General features: G+C 73.3%; 13 protein-coding genes and 1 riboswitch. Of the genes, 10 read left to right on the top strand and 3 right to left on the bottom strand.

Going from position 1 to position 15,943, the window contains the following annotated elements; genetic code table 11:
• Positions 1-51: 51 nt before the first annotated feature.
• Together ACTMS2_RS16725 and ACTMS2_RS16720 are read left to right on the top strand one after the other, a co-directional pair.
• On the top strand, positions 52-2,916 hold the full coding sequence (locus ACTMS2_RS16725) for an alpha/beta fold hydrolase (protein ID WP_441176174.1): 2,865 nt from the start codon (positions 52-54) through the stop codon (positions 2,914-2,916).
• Complete coding sequence (locus ACTMS2_RS16720; RefSeq protein WP_101412963.1) at positions 2,913-3,788, top strand: ABC transporter permease; 876 nt, start codon at positions 2,913-2,915, stop codon at positions 3,786-3,788. The genes ACTMS2_RS16725 and ACTMS2_RS16720 overlap by 4 nt, the downstream gene beginning before the upstream one ends.
• Here the strand turns inward: ACTMS2_RS16720 and ACTMS2_RS16715 are convergent.
• Positions 3,785-4,345: a DUF4232 domain-containing protein gene (locus ACTMS2_RS16715; RefSeq protein WP_441176173.1), complete on the bottom strand. Its 561-nt coding sequence runs from the start codon at positions 4,343-4,345 to the stop codon at positions 3,785-3,787. The genes ACTMS2_RS16720 and ACTMS2_RS16715 overlap by 4 nt on opposite strands.
• A gap of 476 nt (positions 4,346-4,821) precedes the next feature.
• Between ACTMS2_RS16715 and ACTMS2_RS16710 the strand changes: the two genes are divergently transcribed.
• The gene (locus tag ACTMS2_RS16710; protein WP_441176172.1) at positions 4,822-5,745 is read left to right on the top strand and encodes a hypothetical protein; all 924 of its coding nucleotides are present in this window, start codon (positions 4,822-4,824) and stop codon (positions 5,743-5,745) included.
• Between the two features lie 70 nt (positions 5,746-5,815).
• Here the strand turns inward: ACTMS2_RS16710 and ACTMS2_RS16705 are convergent, their stop codons facing one another.
• Positions 5,816-6,565 (bottom strand): hypothetical protein, encoded by a 750-nt coding sequence (locus ACTMS2_RS16705; RefSeq protein WP_441176171.1) that lies wholly within the window; start codon positions 6,563-6,565, stop codon positions 5,816-5,818.
• 176 nt (positions 6,566-6,741) lie between these two features.
• On the opposite strand from ACTMS2_RS16705, the gene ACTMS2_RS16700 reads away from it, so the two are divergent.
• The 4 genes from ACTMS2_RS16700 to paaN all read left to right on the top strand — a co-directional run bounded on the left by ACTMS2_RS16700 (position 6,742) and on the right by paaN (position 11,744).
• Positions 6,742-7,170, top strand: coding sequence for a DoxX family protein (locus ACTMS2_RS16700; RefSeq protein ID WP_441176170.1), 429 nt, complete (start codon positions 6,742-6,744; stop codon positions 7,168-7,170).
• 131 nt (positions 7,171-7,301) lie between these two features.
• Positions 7,302-7,437: riboswitch (SAM riboswitch) on the top strand.
• 10 nt (positions 7,438-7,447) lie between these two features.
• The gene (gene thrC, locus ACTMS2_RS16695; RefSeq protein WP_358164495.1) at positions 7,448-8,734 is read left to right on the top strand and encodes a threonine synthase; all 1,287 of its coding nucleotides are present in this window, start codon (positions 7,448-7,450) and stop codon (positions 8,732-8,734) included.
• Between the two features lie 263 nt (positions 8,735-8,997).
• Positions 8,998-10,017 carry an N-acetyltransferase family protein gene (locus tag ACTMS2_RS16690; RefSeq protein ID WP_441176169.1) on the top strand — a complete coding sequence of 340 codons (1,020 nt, stop codon included), beginning with the start codon at positions 8,998-9,000 and terminating at the stop codon, positions 10,015-10,017.
• Between the two features lie 53 nt (positions 10,018-10,070).
• On the top strand, positions 10,071-11,744 hold the full coding sequence (gene paaN / locus ACTMS2_RS16685; protein ID WP_441176168.1) for a phenylacetic acid degradation protein PaaN: 1,674 nt from the start codon (positions 10,071-10,073) through the stop codon (positions 11,742-11,744).
• Positions 11,745-11,796: 52 nt separating this feature from the next.
• On the opposite strand, the gene ACTMS2_RS16680 is transcribed toward paaN, so the two are convergent.
• Entirely contained in the window at positions 11,797-12,330 is a 534-nt protein-coding gene (locus ACTMS2_RS16680) for an N-acetyltransferase family protein (protein ID WP_441176167.1), read from the bottom strand.
• Positions 12,331-12,540: 210 nt separating this feature from the next.
• Between ACTMS2_RS16680 and ACTMS2_RS16675 the strand changes: the two genes are divergently transcribed.
• The 3 genes from ACTMS2_RS16675 (at position 12,541) to groL (ending at position 15,892) form a co-directional block, all read left to right on the top strand.
• Entirely contained in the window at positions 12,541-12,744 is a 204-nt protein-coding gene (locus ACTMS2_RS16675; RefSeq protein ID WP_067305333.1) for a cold-shock protein, read from the top strand.
• A gap of 177 nt (positions 12,745-12,921) precedes the next feature.
• Positions 12,922-13,995, top strand: a complete 1,074-nt coding sequence (locus ACTMS2_RS16670) for a hypothetical protein (RefSeq protein WP_441176166.1) — start codon at positions 12,922-12,924, stop codon at positions 13,993-13,995.
• Between the two features lie 274 nt (positions 13,996-14,269).
• Positions 14,270-15,892: a chaperonin GroEL gene (gene groL / locus ACTMS2_RS16665; RefSeq protein ID WP_088998150.1), complete on the top strand. Its 1,623-nt coding sequence runs from the start codon at positions 14,270-14,272 to the stop codon at positions 15,890-15,892.
• The last annotated feature ends 51 nt before the right edge of the window (positions 15,893-15,943 follow it).

Raw genomic sequence — 15,943 nt, 5'->3', positions numbered from 1 at the left:
GTACGGAGGATCTCAGCCAACGCTCAGGATCCGGGCCGTACCGTGTGCCGAATGAGATCGCCGTTGTCGGCCGCGTGGATCCGGCGTGCCCTGCCCACCCGCCGGCGCGTCGTCGCCGCGACGGTGGTCGTCGTGCTGCTCGCCGCAGCCGTGACCTGGGCGGTCCTGCCGCGGGAGCCGGCCGTGCGCACCGAGGCGGCGTTCGTGAACGTCGCCTCCGGGCCGACCGGGGACGAGCCCGTCGACCTGGACACCACGCTCTACCTGCCCGAGGGCGCCTCGCCGGCCGACAAGGTGCCGGCGGTGCTGCTGGCGCACGGCTTCGGCGGCACCAAGGAGTCCGTACGCGCCGACGCCGAGGAGTTCGCCGGTCGCGGCTACGCGGTGCTCACCTGGACCGCGCGGGGCTTCGGCCGCAGCGGCGGGCAGATCCACCTGGACCACCCGGACTACGAGGTACGCGACGCGCAACGGCTGCTGGACTGGCTCGCCGCCCGCCCCGACGTCCGTACCGACGGGGACGGGGACCCGCGGGTGGGCGTCGTCGGCGGCTCGTACGGCGGCGCCCTGGCGCTGCTGCTCGCCGCGCAGGACCAGCGCGTCGACGCGATCGTACCGATGATCACCTGGAACGACCTGTCCCGCTCCTTCCTGCCGGAGAGCAGCGGCAAGGAGCCCACCGAGGGCGTCTTCAAGTCGGGCTGGGCCGGGCTGTTCTTCGGCGGCGGCGGCAACGTCGGCTCCGGGCCGGCCGGGCTCTCCGGGACCAGCGCCGCGCAGCCCGAGGGGGCGCCCGCCTCCGCCGGCCCGCCCAGCCCGGGGCCGGGCGCCGGTCCGGGCACCGGCCCGGGGCGCGCGCCGGCCGGCGCCGGCGACCCGGCGTGCGGCCGGTTCGCCGCCGACATCTGCGCCGCGTACCTGCGCATCGCCACCACGGGTCGGGCCGACCAGGCCGCCGTGGACCTGCTGCGCCGCTCCAGCCCGGCCGGGGTGCTCGACCGGATCGAGGCGCCGACCCTGCTGGTGCAGGGCGAGGCGGACACCCTCTTCCCGCTCGGCGAGGCGGACGCCAACGCGCGCGGCATCGCCGCCGCCGGCACGCCCGTGCGGGTGGCCTGGTTCACCGGCGGCCACGACGGCGGCGAGGGCCCGAAGACCGACTCGGACCGGGTGAAGTTCCTGACCGTGCAGTGGCTCGACCACTACGTCAAGGGCGAGGGCGAGGCCCCGGGCGACGACTTCACCTGGTCGCGTATCGCCGGCTTCGACGCCCTCGACCGGGGGCTGGTGGCCACCGGCTACCGCTACGCCGACTATCCCGGCGTCGCCGGCACGGCTCGCCGGAGCGTGCCGGTGGCCGGTCCCGCCCAGCCCGTCGCCAACCCACCGGCCGGCAACCCCGCCGCCATCTCCTCGGTGCCCTTCGCCGGTGAGCTGTCGGCGCTGCTCGGCGGCGTGGCCGGCGACATTCCCGGCCAGCACGCCCGCTTCGAGTCGGAGCCGCTGGCCGAGGCGGTCGACGTGGTGGGCGCCCCGACCGTCGACGTCCGGGCGGCGTCGCCGACGGGGGAGGCCGTGCTCTTCGTCAAGCTCTACGACGTCGACCCCAACGGCGCGGCCACCCTGCCCAACGGCCTGGTCGCCCCGATCCGGCTCACCGGCCTGCCGCCGACGATCGACGCGGCACGCCCGGTCACCGTCACCCTGCCGGCGATCGTGCGCCGGATCGAGGCCGGGCACCGGCTGCGCGTGGTGGTGGCGACCTCCGACCAGGCGTACGCCACCCCGGTCGAGCCGGCAGTGCACACCGTCGCGGCCACCGGCGCGGTCAGCCTGCCGACCGTCGCCGGCGACCCGATCCCCACCTCCGCGACCGTGTGGCGCTGGGTGCTGGCCGGGTTGGTCGCCGCGATCGTCGTCGGGCTCGTCGTGGTCGTCGCCGTGGTCCGCCGCCGGCACCGCCGCCAGGACAGCTCCGTGCACCCGGCGTACGCGGGCGTCCCGCTGGCTGTGCGGCAGCTCCGCAAGGAGTACGCGGACGGCTTCGTCGCCGTCTCCAACGTGGACTTCGAGGTGCACCCCGGTCAGGTCGTCGGCCTGCTCGGCCCGAACGGCGCGGGCAAGACCACCACGCTGCGGGTGCTGATGGGGCTGACCCAGCCGACGGCCGGCGAGATCTACGTCTTCGGGCACCGGCTGGTGCCCGGGTCGCCGGTGCTGTCCCGGATCGGGGCGCTGGTCGAGGGGCCGGGCTTCCTGCCGCACCTGTCCGGTCTGGAGAACCTGAAGGCGTACTGGCGGGCCACCGGGCGGCCGGCCGAGGACGCGCACTTCGAGGAGGCCCTGGAGATCGCCGGCCTGGGCGACTCCGTGCGCCGGCGGATCAAGAACTACAGCCACGGCATGAAACAGCGCCTCGCCATCGCGCAGGCGATGCTGGGCCTGCCCGAACTGCTCGTGCTCGACGAGCCGACCGACGGGCTAGACCCGCCGCAGATCGCGGAGATGCGCCGGGTGCTCCAGCGCTACGCCACCGACGGCCGGGCGGTGCTGGTCTCCAGCCACCTGCTGGCCGAGGTGGAGCAGACCTGTACGCACGCGGTGGTGGTGAACAAGGGCCGCATCGTCGCCTCGGGCCCCGTCGAGGAGATCGTCGGCGAGTCGCCCAGCGTGCTGTTCGACGTGACCGACCCGGAGGCCGCCCGGGCGGTGCTCGACGGCCTGCACGGGGTGCGGGTGCTCCCCGACAGCGAGGGCCAGCTCGTGGTGGACACCAATGGCACCGCCCGCAGTGAGGTGGTCGCCGAGCTGGTCCGGGCCGGCATCGGGGTGGACCGGGTGGTGCCGCGGCGCCGCCTGGAGGACGCGTTCCTCGCCCTGGTGGGCGAGAACTCTCGGGGAAGCGGGGACCGATGATGGCGGGCACGTCACCCACGGCGGGCGCGGCGGCCGGCTACCGACCGTCGGCGACCCTGCCGTTCGGCGCCGAGTTCCGGCGGCAGGCCTCCCGGCGGCGTACGCAGCTCGCCCTCGGCTTCATGGTGCTGCTGCCGTTGATCATCCTGATTGCGTTCCAGTTCGACACGGGCGACGACGACGACAACGGGCGCGGGGAGTTCGGCAGCCTGGTGGAGTTCGCCACGTCGGGCGGGCTGAACTTCACCCTCTTCACCATCTTCGTCTCGGCGTCGTTCCTGATGGTCGTGGTGGTGGCGCTGTTCTGCGGCGACACGGTGGCCAGCGAGGCGAGCTGGGGCAGCCTGCGGTACCTGCTCGCGGTGCCGGTGCCCCGGGCCCGCCTGCTGACGGTGAAGCTGGTGGTCGCGCTCGTCTACTCGGCCCTGGCGCTGCTGCTGCTCGCCGGCACCGCCCTGCTGATCGGCACGCTGCGCTACGGCTGGGAGCCGCTGCGCAGCACCGTGGCGGCCCAGCTCGAACCGGGCGAGGGGCTGCTGCGGCTGCTGGGGGTGCTCGGCTACCTGGCGGTCGTACTCCTGGTGGTGGCCGGCCTGGCGTTCCTGCTGTCGGTGGTCACGGACGCCGCGCTCGGCGCGGTCGGCGGCGCGGTGTTGCTCTGGATCCTCTCCAGCATCCTCGACCAGATCACCGCGCTGGGCGCGCTGCGCGCGTTCCTGCCGACGCACTACAGCACCGCCTGGCTGGGCCTGCTGTCGACGCCGGTGCAGACCGACGACGTGGTACGCGGCGCGATCTCCGCGATCAGCTACGCGACGCTGTTCTGGGGGCTGGCGTTCTGGCGCTTCACCCGAAAGGACGTCACCAGCTAAGGCGCCGGGTCGGCCGCCTTCTTCCAGGCGCTGACCCCGATCCGGCCCGTGTTGCCGAGGTCGATCGGCCCGTCCAGGCCGACGACCTGCGCGGGCCGGCCGGCGGCGGGCGCGACCTCCAGGCGCTCGCCGGTGGTGGCGACGACCGTCGGGTCGGTGACCAGGTTGCGCCAGAGCACGGCGGCACCGGCCCGTTCGCCGGGCCGCAGGGTCAGTGGCCGGGGCGGCGCGTCGAAGCCCGACGTGATCTCCTTGGCCCCCTCGACCACCCGGACCGGTATCGGGTTGCCGTCGCCGTCGTGCAGACGCAGCGCGGGATAACCGTTCAGCGGGTAGGGCTCCGTGCCGCAGTTGACCAGCTCCAGCCCGAGGGCCCGCAGACCCATCGCGGCGCTGGAGCCCGGCGAACCGATCCGGACGCCGGACTCCGGGCACCCGCCGGGGGCGGTCCCGGAATCCGGTGTCGGCGCGCCCGCTCTCGGGATGGTGCTCGGTGCCGGATCGACCGACGGCGGTGCGGCCGCGGAGCAGGCGCCGAGCAGGACGAGGCCGGCCATCGTGACGCCGATCAGCCGTGCCGGTGTGGAAACTCCGCCGCGCGGACACGGTGCGGGTCGGTACGCGGGGGTTGCCATCGCCCGATCATCGCACCGGCCGGTGCTCAGCCGGCCCCGGACACCCGTCCGGGGGAGCGGCTGATGGGCGCTGTCGAGCTGCCCCGTGCGTGGGACCGGTCTCTCCTCAGGTGAGGAACCCGGGGAGCGCGAACTGCTGTCTGTGAGACTGCGGTTCCCGTGAGTGAGAATCGGGTATGTCCACTCCGCCCGCCGTGCCGCCGCCTGAGCCGCCCGCCGAGCCGTCGCCCGCGCCACCGGCTCGGCCGTCCACGTCCCCGCCCGCGCCGCCACCCGTCTCGCAGGCCGCGCCGCCACCCGCGCCGGCACCGGGGCAGCGGCCCGGGCCGAGCGCCCTGGCCGTGCTGGCCGATGAACGCCTGCCCGGGTTTCGCGGGCTTCGGCCGAGGCAGCGTGCGGTGTACGCGACCGCCGTCGCCGTCGTCGTCGTGCTCGGCGTGCTGTTCGCCTACCACGCCGACCTTCTGCTGGACCGGTCGACGGCCACCGATCGGGCCCGATCGGACAGGCAGGCCGAGAAGGTGGTCGACCGTGAGCAGCCCGCGTTCGTGTCCACCGTCACTCCCCTCGACTACGACCGGGACCTGCCCGAGGCCTTCACCGTGCTGCTCGACCGGCCGCTGACCGAGGGCGAGCAGGCCGCCCTCACCGCCCTGACCGGCGCCAGGTCGGAGGTGTGGGAGTTCCTGAAGCCGCTCGGCGGCCGGTTGGTCGAGCACGCGTCCTACGTGGCCCCGCGGGAGGACGGCAACGAGAATCGCGGCCATGCCCAGACGTTCGACCTGAACCTGAACAGCGACCGCGCCGCCGGGCTCACGATCAACAACATGACTGCCGTCAAGGACACGTGCCGCGTACCGACGGCGCAGACCGTCGTCACCCTTCCCCCGGCGGGTGCGGAGTCCCGGCAGGGCCTGCTGTGGGACCTGACCGGGGGACCGACGGACGAGCCGCACGGTCCGTACGCCCTGGCCGAGGGCGAGCCGGAGGAGGGCCGGCTGTACTTCCGCCGCAACGTCGTCGAGCTGGGCAACGGTCAGTCCAACATGGCCTTCCGTATCCAGCCGGAGGTGTCCACCCACACGTGCGAGTGGCACATCGTCGCCTCCTACACCGACACGACCGGTTCCCACGAGCAACGCATCCCGGGCGGCACCGGAACGTTCACCACCGAGGCCGTCCCGTCGCAGCCCGTCCAGTACTTCGAACGCCCCCCGGGCCCGGGGTGGGGCTGCCTCGGCGAGGTGAGCCAGCAGAATTGCCCGGAGACCGCATCCGTACAGCTCCCGAGGCCAGCGGCCCACCGGCCGGTCCCGGGCTGAGCCGCGCGTGCTCGTTCCGGCCGGAGCCGGCAACGATCGACGGGTCCCGGACGGCCCGGTCGCGGGGACGTCAGCGGGACCGGGGCCTGCGCTTGCGGGTGGGGGAGTCGGGGGAGTCCGGCGCGGTGCCGGAGTCGGCGGTGTCCCCGTCGCCGGACGCGTCGGTCACCCGGGCGTCGGTGTGGCGCAGCTCGGCCAGCGTCGTGCCCCGGAGTTGGTAGACGGCGGTGCGCCGGATGCTCAGTTCCGCCATCGGGCCGTCCGCGGGGCGGGTCAGGTAGACCACCGTCGCCCTGCCGTCGCGCACGCTGACGCTCTCCACCGGCGTACGGTCGCCGAGGTCGACCTGGGCCTGGTAGTCCGGCTCGCCCCTGACGTTGCGCCAGGCGGCGAGGGTGAAGAAGCGGCCGGTGCCGCCGCCGTCGAGCATGACCACCCCCACCGCGTCACCCGCGCCGTCGCCGTCGAGGTCGCCCACGGCGCACGGCCGCTGCAACTCCACCCTCGTGCCGTCGGGGTCGGACCAGCGGCCGTCGGCGAGGCGGATCGGGGCGGCGTACCCGCGGTAGCGGATCTTCCTGCTGCCGACCCGGGTGTTGCGCAGCTCCAGGCAGCTGAGCCGGTCGTCGGTGGGGCGGGGGGTCGGGGTGGCCCGGGCGGTCGCCGGGGCGGTGTCGACGTCGTCCCGCTCGACGGCGGTGCCGGCGGGCCGGTCGGCGGACCGGTTCCGCTTCTTCCGGTTGCCCGTGGAGCAGGCGGTCGTCACCACCAGCAGGCAGGCCATGGTCAGCGCCACCACCGGGACGAGCTTGCGACGCATTCGCGCGTTCCTTTCCGTCGATGTGACCGGCACCGTAACGGGCCCGCGCCAGCCCGCAAGGCGGCAGGGACGCCCCTATCCATGGGAGCGTTCCCACGGATAGGGAATTCATCGACACGGTCGAATCTTTGTCGGCATCCTGGTGCCGTCCTGCCGTCCTGATCGGAGGTGCCCTGATGCTCACTGACCGGATAGGTGGCCCGGCCCTGTCCCTGTTCCGTGCCGTCGTCGGCCTGCTCTTCCTCTGCCACGGCCTGGCCTCACTGCTCGGGATCCTCGGCGGCAGCCGGGGCACCGGCGAGGCGGTCCCGCTCGGCGAGTGGCCGGGCTGGTGGGCCGCGCTGATCCAGGCGGTCTGCGGCGGCCTGGTCCTCGTCGGGCTGTTGACCCGGCCGGCGGCCCTGCTGGCGTCCGGCTCGATGGCGTACGCGTACTTCGTGGTGCACCAGCCCGACGCGCTGCTGCCGCTGCGCAACGGTGGTGAGCTGGCCGTCCTGTTCTGCTGGTCGTTCCTGCTGATCGCCGTGTTCGGTCCCGGCGCGTGGGCGCTCGACACCCTGCTGCGCGCCCGGCGCCCCGCCGACTCCCGCTCGGTGACCGTCTGAATCCGTACCGTCGAGGAGGGTTCCGCCGGCCCCGCCCGGCGGATCGACGGCGGCTGCGGGATCGCTCACAGCGTGGGATCCGACGTCGATCCGGGCGTTGTCGGTGCTTAGACTCGACGGCACAACTGCATACCTCATCCAGAGGGGCTGAGGGATACGGCCCGACGACGCCCCGGCAACCACCCCGCGCGCTCACCGCAGAGCGACCGGCGGGGCAGGTGCCAATTCCGTCCCCGCCGCAGGGTGCGATGCGGGGAAAGATGAGAGGACCCTCGACATGACGTCGACGTTCGCCCCCTCCGGCATCGACACCACCGCCAGCCCCGCCCGCGCCCTGGTCTGCCGCGCCTGTTCGGCCCGCTACCCGCTCGCCGCCCAGCACGCCTGCTACGAGTGTTTCGGCCCGCTGGAGGTCGACTACGACGCCGCCGCGCTGGCGACGGTCACCCGGGAGCAGATCGAGGCGGGCCCGCGCAACATCTGGCGGTACGCGGCGCTGCTGCCCGCCGGGCAGGACCCGGCCACCCGGGTCACCCTCGACCCCGGCTTCACCCCGCTGGTGGCCGCCCCGCACCTGGCCGCCGAACTGGGCGTCACCGGCCCGCTCTGGGTCAAGGACGACAGCGCCAACCCGACCCACTCGTTCAAGGACCGGGTCGTCTCGGTGGCCCTGACCGCCGCCCGCGCGCTCGGCTTCAGCCGCTACGCCTGCGCCTCCACCGGAAACCTGGCCAACTCCGTCGCCGCGCACGCGGCCCGGGCCGGCGCGCCGTCGGTGGTCTTCATCCCTGGTGACCTGGAGCAGGGCAAGGTCATCACCACCGCCGTCTACGGCGGCGAACTGGTCGCCATCGACGGCTCGTACGACGACGTGAACCGGCTCTGCGGCGAGCTGGTCGAGACGGACGAGTTCGAGGACACCGCGTTCGTCAACGTCAACGTGCGCCCCTACTACGCCGAGGGCTCGAAGACGCTCGGCTACGAGGTGGCCGAGCAGCTCGGCTGGCGGATCCCCGCGCAGGTGGTGATCCCGATGGCGTCCGGCGAACTGCTCACCAAGATCGACAAGGCGTTCGCCGAGCTGGTCGAGATCGGCCTGGTCGAGGCGCCGGCGGGCGGCTGGAAGGTGTTCGGCGCGCAGTCGGCCGGCTGCAACCCGATCGCCACCGCCCTGCACGCCGACACCGACACCATCACCCCCGTCCGGCCGACCGGTATCGCCAAGTCCCTGAACATCGGCGACCCGGCCGCCGGCATCTACGCCCTGGAGGCGGTGCGCCGCACGGGGGGCTGGATGGAGTACGTCGACGACGACGAGATCCGCGCCGGAATCCGCCTGCTGGCCCGCACCACCGGCGTCTTCGCCGAGACGGCCGGCGGCGTGACCGTGGCCGTGCTGCGCAAGCTGGTCGAGTCGGGCCGCCTGGACCCGACCGCCGAGACCGTCGTCTTCAACACCGGCGAGGGCCTCAAGACCCTCGACGCGGTGGCCGGCCAGGTCGGCCCCACCCACCGCATCAAGCCCTCGCTGCGAGCCGCCCGCGACGCCGGCCTCCTCGGCTGACCCGACCCGGCTACCGGGGCGGGCGGGGGATTCGCGGCGTAACTGGGTTTTCGCTGTGAGTGCGGAAAACGCGCCGACAAGGACTTGACGGCAGGAACCGGACGGCGCAAGATGCTCCGTGCGGGAGGGCGTTTCGCCGGAGACTTTGAGTTCTTGCGACCCAACGCCGGAGGCGTTGTGCGAGCGTCCCTCCCGACCAACTTCCGATCGGGCCAGCGTTAATTCGCTGGCCCGATCGTCGTCGGGGGGCGCACCCTGAGCCGATGAGCATCGCGATCGCGCCGCTCGACGCCGCCGACCAGGCCGCCGTCGACGAGGCGTACCGGATCGGCGCGGCGGCCAACGACGCCGACCTGCCGGACTTCCCGCCCTTCTGCCGGCGGCGCTTCGAGGCGGCGATCCGGCACCCGATGCCGGGCAACGAGCCGCTCTGGGCGCTGGCCCGGCTCGACGGCGTGCCGGCCGGCTACCTCGCGCTGGACCTGCCGCAGCTCGACAACACCGAGAACGCCGAGGCCGAGGTGGTGGTGCACCCCCAGTGCCGGCGTCGCGGTGTCGGCCGTGCGCTGCACGAGCACGGCGTACGCCTGCTGCGGGAGCGGGGCCGTAAGCGGGTGCTGGCGATGGCGGTCTCCGCGCTGCCCGGCGGCCCGGCCCGCTCCGGGGCCGCCGCCGCCTTCGCCGCGTCGACCGGCGCCCGGCCGGCGCTGGCGGAGGTCCGCCGCCGGCTCGACACCACCCGGCTCGACCACGACGGCCTGGCCGCCGCGCTGGCCGACGCCCGGGGCCGGGCCGCCGGCTACGACGTCGTGCGCTGGCGGGGGGACACCCCCGAGGAGTACGTCGCCGACATCGCCTACCTGGACGGCCGGCTGATGACCGACGCACCCCTGGGCGACGTGGAGTGGGAACCGGAGCGGATCGACGTCGAACGCGTCCGCGGCATCGAGCGGGCACTGCGGGCGCGGGGGCGGCGGCGCTACCACACGGCGGCGCGCCACGAGGCGTCCGGCCGGGTGGTCGCCTGGACCCTGCTCGACGTCGGCGCGTCGGCCGACTGGCACGCGTTCCAGCAGATCACCATCGTCGACCCGGAGCACCGCGGTCACCGCCTCGGCCTGCTCACCAAGGTCGAGAACCTGCGTCACCTGCTGGCCCACGAGCCGGCGGTACGCGCGATCGACACCTTCAACGCGGCCGAGAACGCCCACATGGTGCGGATCAACGAGCAACTCGGGTTCCGTCCCGTCGACGGTTGGACCGACTGGCAGCTCACCATCTGAGTTTGTGACACGCCCCTACTGATCTGAGGGGTTCCTGTTGCATGATGGCGGGCATGACGGAGACCCCGCACCCCCTGTACGACAGGCACGCCGACACCCTCAACCGGGCGCTGACCGCGATCACGGAGCGCGGGTACTGGTCCGCCTACCCCGAGTCGCCCAGCCCCCGGGTCTACGGCGAGACCGCCGCCGCCGACGGCAAGGCCGCATTCGAGGCGTACCTCGGCGGTGACTTCCCCCTCGACCAGCCGGGCGCGGCAGACCGGGTCGCCACCGAGGCCAGCCCGTTCGGTGTCGAGCTGAACGTCCGCTACCCGCACGCCGGCGCCGACGAACTGGTCGCCGCCGCCTCCGCCGCCCTGCCCGCCTGGCGCGACGCCGGCCCGCAGGCCCGGGCGGGGGTCTGCCTGGAGATCCTCGACCGGCTGCACAAGCACATCTTCGAGCTGGCCAACGCGGTGCAGTTCACCAGCGGCCAGGCCTTCGTGATGGCGTTCCAGGCCGGCGGCGCGCACGCGCTGGACCGCGCGCTGGAGGCGGTCGCCTACGCGTACGCGGAGATGACCCGGCACCCGGGGACTGCGGGCTGGGAGAAGGCGGCCGGCAAGGGCGACCCGCTGCGGATGAGCAAGACCTTCCACGTGGTGCCCCGTGGCGTGGCGCTGGTGATCGGCTGCAACACGTTCCCGACCTGGAACTCGTACCCGGGGCTGTTCGCCTCGCTGGTCACCGGCAATCCGGTGGTCGTCAAGCCGCACCCGCGCGCGGTGCTGCCGCTGGCGATCACGGTGAAGTACGCCCGGGAGGTGCTCGCCGAGGCCGGCTTCGACCCCAACCTGGTGCTGCTCGCGCCCGAGGCCCCGGGTGAGAAGCTCGCCTCCACGCTGGCCCTGCACCCGGCCGTGAAGATCGTCGACTTCACCGGCTCCACCGAGTACGGCGACTGGCTGGAGGCCAACGCCCGGCAGGCGGCGGTCTACACCGAGAAGGCCGGGCTGAACACGGTGGTGATCGACTCCACCGACGACTTCGCCGGCATGTGCCGCAACCTCGGCTTCACCCTGACCCTCTACAGCGGCCAGATGTGCACCACGTCGCAGAACATCCTCATCCCCTCCGGGGGCATCGAGACGGACCAGGGGCACAAGAGCTTCGACGAGGTGGCGGGCGGGATCGCCGCGGCGGTCGCCAAGATCACCGCCGACCCGGCGCGCGGGGTGGAGATGACCGGCGCGATCGTCAACGACGGGGTGCTGGAGCGCCTCGACGCGGTCACCAAGGTCGGCGAGGCGGTGCTGGAGTCGCGTACGGTCGAGCACCCGGCCTTCCCCGGCGCGGTGGTCCGCACCCCGACGGTGGTCCGGCTGGCGGCCGACGACACCGCGACCTACTCGCAGGAGTGGTTCGGGCCGATCTCGTTCGCCATCGCCACGGACTCCACGGCGCACAGCCTGGAGATCCTGCGCGCCACGGTCGGCGAGAAGGGTGCGCTCACCGCGGCGGTCTACTCCACCGACGGGGCGGTCCTCGACGCGGCCGAGGCGGCGGCGGTCGAGGTCGGGGTGCACCTGTCCTGCAACCTCACCGGCGGGGTCTTCGTGAACCAGTCGGCGGCCTTCTCCGACTTCCACGGCAGCGGCGCCAACGCGGCGGCCAACTCCGCCCTCACCGACGGCGCCTACGTCGCCAACCGGTTCCGCATCGTGCAGTCCCGCCGGCACGCCTGAGTCGGCCCGCTGCCCGGGGCGGCCCCCACGCGGGCCGGTCCGGGCGGCCGGGTCAGGCCGGGCGGCGCATCTGGAGCTCGGTGAGCGCCGGCACGGTGGGGTGCGGGACGCGTACGCCGGTGTCGACGAAGCCCAGCCGCTGGTACGCGCGGTAGGCCCGGTCGTTGCCGACCACGACCTCCAGCATCAGTTCGGGGCGCCCGCACGCCCGCGACCAGGCCGCGACAGCGTCGACGAGGTCGCCGAGGAGGCCGCTGCCCCGCCAGGCCGGGGTGACGTAGACGGCGTACACCACGGTCAGCCCCGGTTCCCCGGGAGCCGCCGTGCCGCCGGCGTGCCCGACGAGCCGGCCGCCCGGATCCGCGACGAACTGCGCGGTGCCCGCCCCGGTGGAGACGGACGCGATCCGGGCCGCGTAGTCCGCGTGCGACCGGGCCGCCGCGTCGGCGAGGGTCTCCAGGAAGGCCAGTGGGGCGTCGGCGAGCATCTCCAGCCGCAGGGCCCGCATCCGGGCGGCGTCGCGCGGCCGGACCCGGCGGATCTCCGCCCGCCGCGCGGGCGGCGACCCGGCGGGCGCGCTCGTCATGACGCATGCCTACCACAGCGATGAGCGCCGATGCCGCTCGGTCGAAATTCGCCCGATTTGTGGTCGTGCGCCGTCGTCACGCTTCGTGTAGCGTGCGATTTCGGTCACCGTTTCAGCGGCCCTCGTCGATCGCCGAGCCGGTGGTCCTCCGGTGCCGGCCCGCCCGGCCTCCGGGGTCGTGGAACGCCGCGCAGAGTGAGGAAGTGCACCGTGGCACAGGGCACCGTCAAGTGGTTCAACTCCGAAAAGGGCTACGGCTTCATCGCCGTCGACGGCGGGCAGGACGTCTTCGTCCACTTCTCGGCGATCGAGATGGACGGCTACAAGGCGTTGGACGACGGCCAGCGGGTCGAGTTCGAGATCGCCCAGGGCCAGAAGGGGCCGCAGGCCGAGCGCGTGCGCGTCATCGCCTGACCCCGGCACTCCTCCCGCGCCCGCGCCGGTCGCCCCCTCGGCCCGGCCGTGGGGGCCGGGGGCGACCCGGCAACGCGGGGCACCCGTGACCGGCCCGTCCCCCGGGGGCGGGCGTCGGCCCGGTTGCGTCGGCAGGGGAGGATCGTGAGCCGTTCCAGCCATCGCTGAGGAGGGTTCATGTCCGACCAGCCGCCCCAGGCCGCGCCGCCCCCGGGAGACCCTGACCCCTCCGCGCCGCCACCCGGCGGCGCGCCGGCCGGTCCACCGCCGCAGGGCTGGGTCTTCCCGCCCACCGGCGGATACCCGGTCGGCTCGGGCCCGTACGGCGGGCAGCCGTGGTATCCGGGCGCTCCGGTCGCCTACCCCGGGCAGCCGGGCCACGGGTGGTACCCGCCGGGGCACGGCCTCGACCCGGCCGACCTGCTCGTCACCCCGCCCGGCGCGGGCGTCAACGGCTGGTTCAACCGGTGCGTCGGCGCGGTGCGCCGGGGCTGGCTGCTGCTGCTGCCGATCCTGCTGCTCACCCAGGTGCTGCCGGCCCTCGTGGTGTCGGTGCTCTCGTTGGTCCTCGACCCGGCCGCCAAGTGGGAGCAGTCGATGGGCGACGATCCCGCCGCGCTGCCCGACACCTTCGTGACCGACCTGGGCGTCATGCTGTCCGTGGTGCTCGGCAGCGCCCTCGTCTTCGGTTTCGTGCAGAGCCTGGGCTGGGCGGCCGGCACCTGGGTGGTCACCCGGCAGGCGGCCGGTCAGCCGGTCAGCTTGGGCGCCGCCCTGTCGTACGGGGCGCGCCGGGCCCTGGGCCTCTGGGCCTGGACCCTGCTGATGAGCGTGATCATCGGCCTCGGCCTCTGCCTCTGCTTCATCCCCGGCATCTACTTCGCCTTCGCGCTGAGCATGGCCGGCCCGGTCTACCTGTTCGAGCGGCAGCACCCGATCGGCCGGTCCTTCCGGATGTTCCACGACCGGCTCGGCCTGCTGCTCGGCCGGGTGGCGCTGGTGGCGGCGGCGGTGATCGTCGGCGGCGGCGCCGCGGGCATGGTGGAGGGCATCGGCGCGCTGCCGTTCGGCACCACCCCGATGGACTCGCCCGGCACGGCGGTCGGCGTGATCGTGGTTGCGGTGGTGGGCGCGCTGCTGGCCCTGCCGACCCACCTCGCCCAGCTGGTCGGACTGGTCGTCACGTACGCCGAGCAACGCGCCCACGAGGGGCCGGTGGACAGCGCGCGGCTGGCCGGCGAACTCGGCTGACCGGGCCCATCGTGCTTGCACTCGGCAGGGGAGAGTGCTAAACAAGTCATTGGCACTCGCATACCGTGAGTGCCAATGGTCGGGGCGGTAGGGCCACGGTCGTAGCGGCGTCCAGACGCGGCTGCGGCACATGGCCGGTCGTCGCGGGCTATCCGGCCCGGCCGAGGAGACGTCGTCGTCGCCAGGTGGCGACGTCCCAAGGTGCGTACACCAGGCGGCCCATCCGGGACACACACTCCGGGTGGCCCGTGAGTGTCCAGGAGGACAACGCCGTATGGCCAAGATGATCGCGTTCGACGAAGAGGCTCGCCGCGGCCTCGAGCGGGGCATGAACCAGCTCGCCGACGCCGTGAAGGTGACGCTCGGCCCCAAGGGCCGCAACGTCGTGCTCGAGAAGAAGTGGGGTGCCCCCACCATCACCAACGATGGTGTGAGCATCGCCAAGGAGATCGAGCTCGAGGACCCCTACGAGAAGATCGGCGCCGAGCTGGTCAAGGAGGTCGCCAAGAAGACCGACGACGTCGCCGGTGACGGCACGACGACGGCGACCGTCCTGGCCCAGGCCCTGGTCCGCGAGGGCCTGCGCAACGTGGCCGCCGGTGCCAACCCGATCGCCCTGAAGCGGGGCATCGAGGCCGCCGTGGCCAGCGTCTCGGAGGAGCTGCTCAAGCTCGCCAAGGACGTCGAGACCAAGGAGCAGATCGCCTCCACCGCCTCCATCTCCGCCGGTGACACCAGCGTCGGCGAGATCATCGCCGAGGCGATGGACAAGGTGGGCAAGGAAGGCGTCATCACCGTCGAGGAGAGCAACACCTTCGGGCTGGAGCTGGAGCTCACCGAGGGTATGCGCTTCGACAAGGGCTACATCTCGGCCTACTTCATGACCGACCCGGAGCGCATGGAGGCCGTCTTCGACGACCCCTACCTCCTGATCGTCAACAGCAAGATCTCGTCGGTGAAGGACCTGCTCCCGATCCTGGAGAAGGTCATGCAGTCGGGTAAGCCGCTGCTGATCATCGCCGAGGACATCGAGGGCGAGGCCCTGGCGACCCTGGTCGTCAACAAGGTCCGGGGCACCTTCAAGTCGGTCGCCGTCAAGGCGCCGGGCTTCGGTGACCGCCGCAAGGCCATGCTGGCCGACATCGCCATCCTCACCGGTGGCCAGGTCATCAGCGAGGAGGTCGGCCTCAAGCTGGACGCCGTCGGCCTCGACATGCTGGGCCGCGCCCGCAAGGTCGTGGTGACCAAGGACGAGACCACCATCGTCGACGGTGCCGGCGACGCCGAGCAGATCCAGGGCCGGGTCAACCAGATCCGGGCCGAGATCGACCGGAGCGACTCCGACTACGACCGCGAGAAGCTGCAGGAGCGGCTGGCCAAGCTGGCCGGCGGCGTCGCGGTGATCAAGGTCGGCGCGGCCACCGAGGTCGAGCTGAAGGAGCGCAAGCACCGCATCGAGGACGCCGTCCGCAACGCGAAGGCCGCCGTCGAGGAGGGCATCGTCCCGGGTGGTGGCGTCGCGCTGGTGCAGGCCGGCAAGACCGCCTTCGACAAGCTGGACCTGGTCGGCGACGAGGCGACCGGCGCGCAGATCGTCAAGATCGCGCTGGACGCCCCGCTGCGGCAGATCGCCGTCAACGCCGGTCTCGAGGGTGGCGTGGTCGTCGAGCACGTCCGCAACCTCAACCCGGGTCACGGCCTCAACGCCGCGAACGGTGAGTACGTCGACCTGCTGGCCGCGGGCATCATCGACCCGGCCAAGGTGACCCGCTCGGCGCTGCAGAACGCCGCGTCGATCGCGGCGCTCTTCCTCACCACCGAGGCCGTCGTGGCGGACAAGCCGGAGAAGACCCCGGCCGCCCCGGCTGGTCCGGGTGGCGGGGACATGGACTTCTGAGTCCAGCTCCAACGCCGGAAGGGGCGGGCCGCGTCAGCGGTCCGCCCCTTC

This window comes from Micromonospora sp. SD12, from assembly GCF_052068495.1.
GTDB lineage: Bacteria > Actinomycetota > Actinomycetes > Mycobacteriales > Micromonosporaceae > Micromonospora > Micromonospora echinofusca.
Note: the sequence above shows the minus strand (reverse complement) of the source record. Positions and strands in the feature narration are given on the sequence as shown.

Excerpts from the sequence above, each read along its gene's own strand:
- ACTMS2_RS16725 (WP_441176174.1), top strand. The coding sequence starts at position 52 with ATGAGATCGCCGTTGTCGGCCGCGTGGATCCGGCGTGCCCTGCCCACC.
- ACTMS2_RS16720 (WP_101412963.1), top strand. The coding sequence starts at position 2,913 with ATGATGGCGGGCACGTCACCCACGGCGGGCGCGGCGGCCGGCTACCGA.
- ACTMS2_RS16715 (WP_441176173.1), bottom strand. The coding sequence starts at position 4,345 with ATGGCCGGCCTCGTCCTGCTCGGCGCCTGCTCCGCGGCCGCACCGCCG.
- ACTMS2_RS16705 (WP_441176171.1), bottom strand. The coding sequence starts at position 6,565 with ATGCGTCGCAAGCTCGTCCCGGTGGTGGCGCTGACCATGGCCTGCCTG.
- ACTMS2_RS16700 (WP_441176170.1), top strand. The coding sequence starts at position 6,742 with ATGCTCACTGACCGGATAGGTGGCCCGGCCCTGTCCCTGTTCCGTGCC.
- thrC (WP_358164495.1), top strand. The coding sequence starts at position 7,448 with ATGACGTCGACGTTCGCCCCCTCCGGCATCGACACCACCGCCAGCCCC.
- ACTMS2_RS16690 (WP_441176169.1), top strand. The coding sequence starts at position 8,998 with ATGAGCATCGCGATCGCGCCGCTCGACGCCGCCGACCAGGCCGCCGTC.
- paaN (WP_441176168.1), top strand. The coding sequence starts at position 10,071 with ATGACGGAGACCCCGCACCCCCTGTACGACAGGCACGCCGACACCCTC.
- ACTMS2_RS16680 (WP_441176167.1), bottom strand. The coding sequence starts at position 12,330 with ATGACGAGCGCGCCCGCCGGGTCGCCGCCCGCGCGGCGGGCGGAGATC.
- ACTMS2_RS16670 (WP_441176166.1), top strand. The coding sequence starts at position 12,922 with ATGTCCGACCAGCCGCCCCAGGCCGCGCCGCCCCCGGGAGACCCTGAC.
- groL (WP_088998150.1), top strand. The coding sequence starts at position 14,270 with ATGGCCAAGATGATCGCGTTCGACGAAGAGGCTCGCCGCGGCCTCGAG.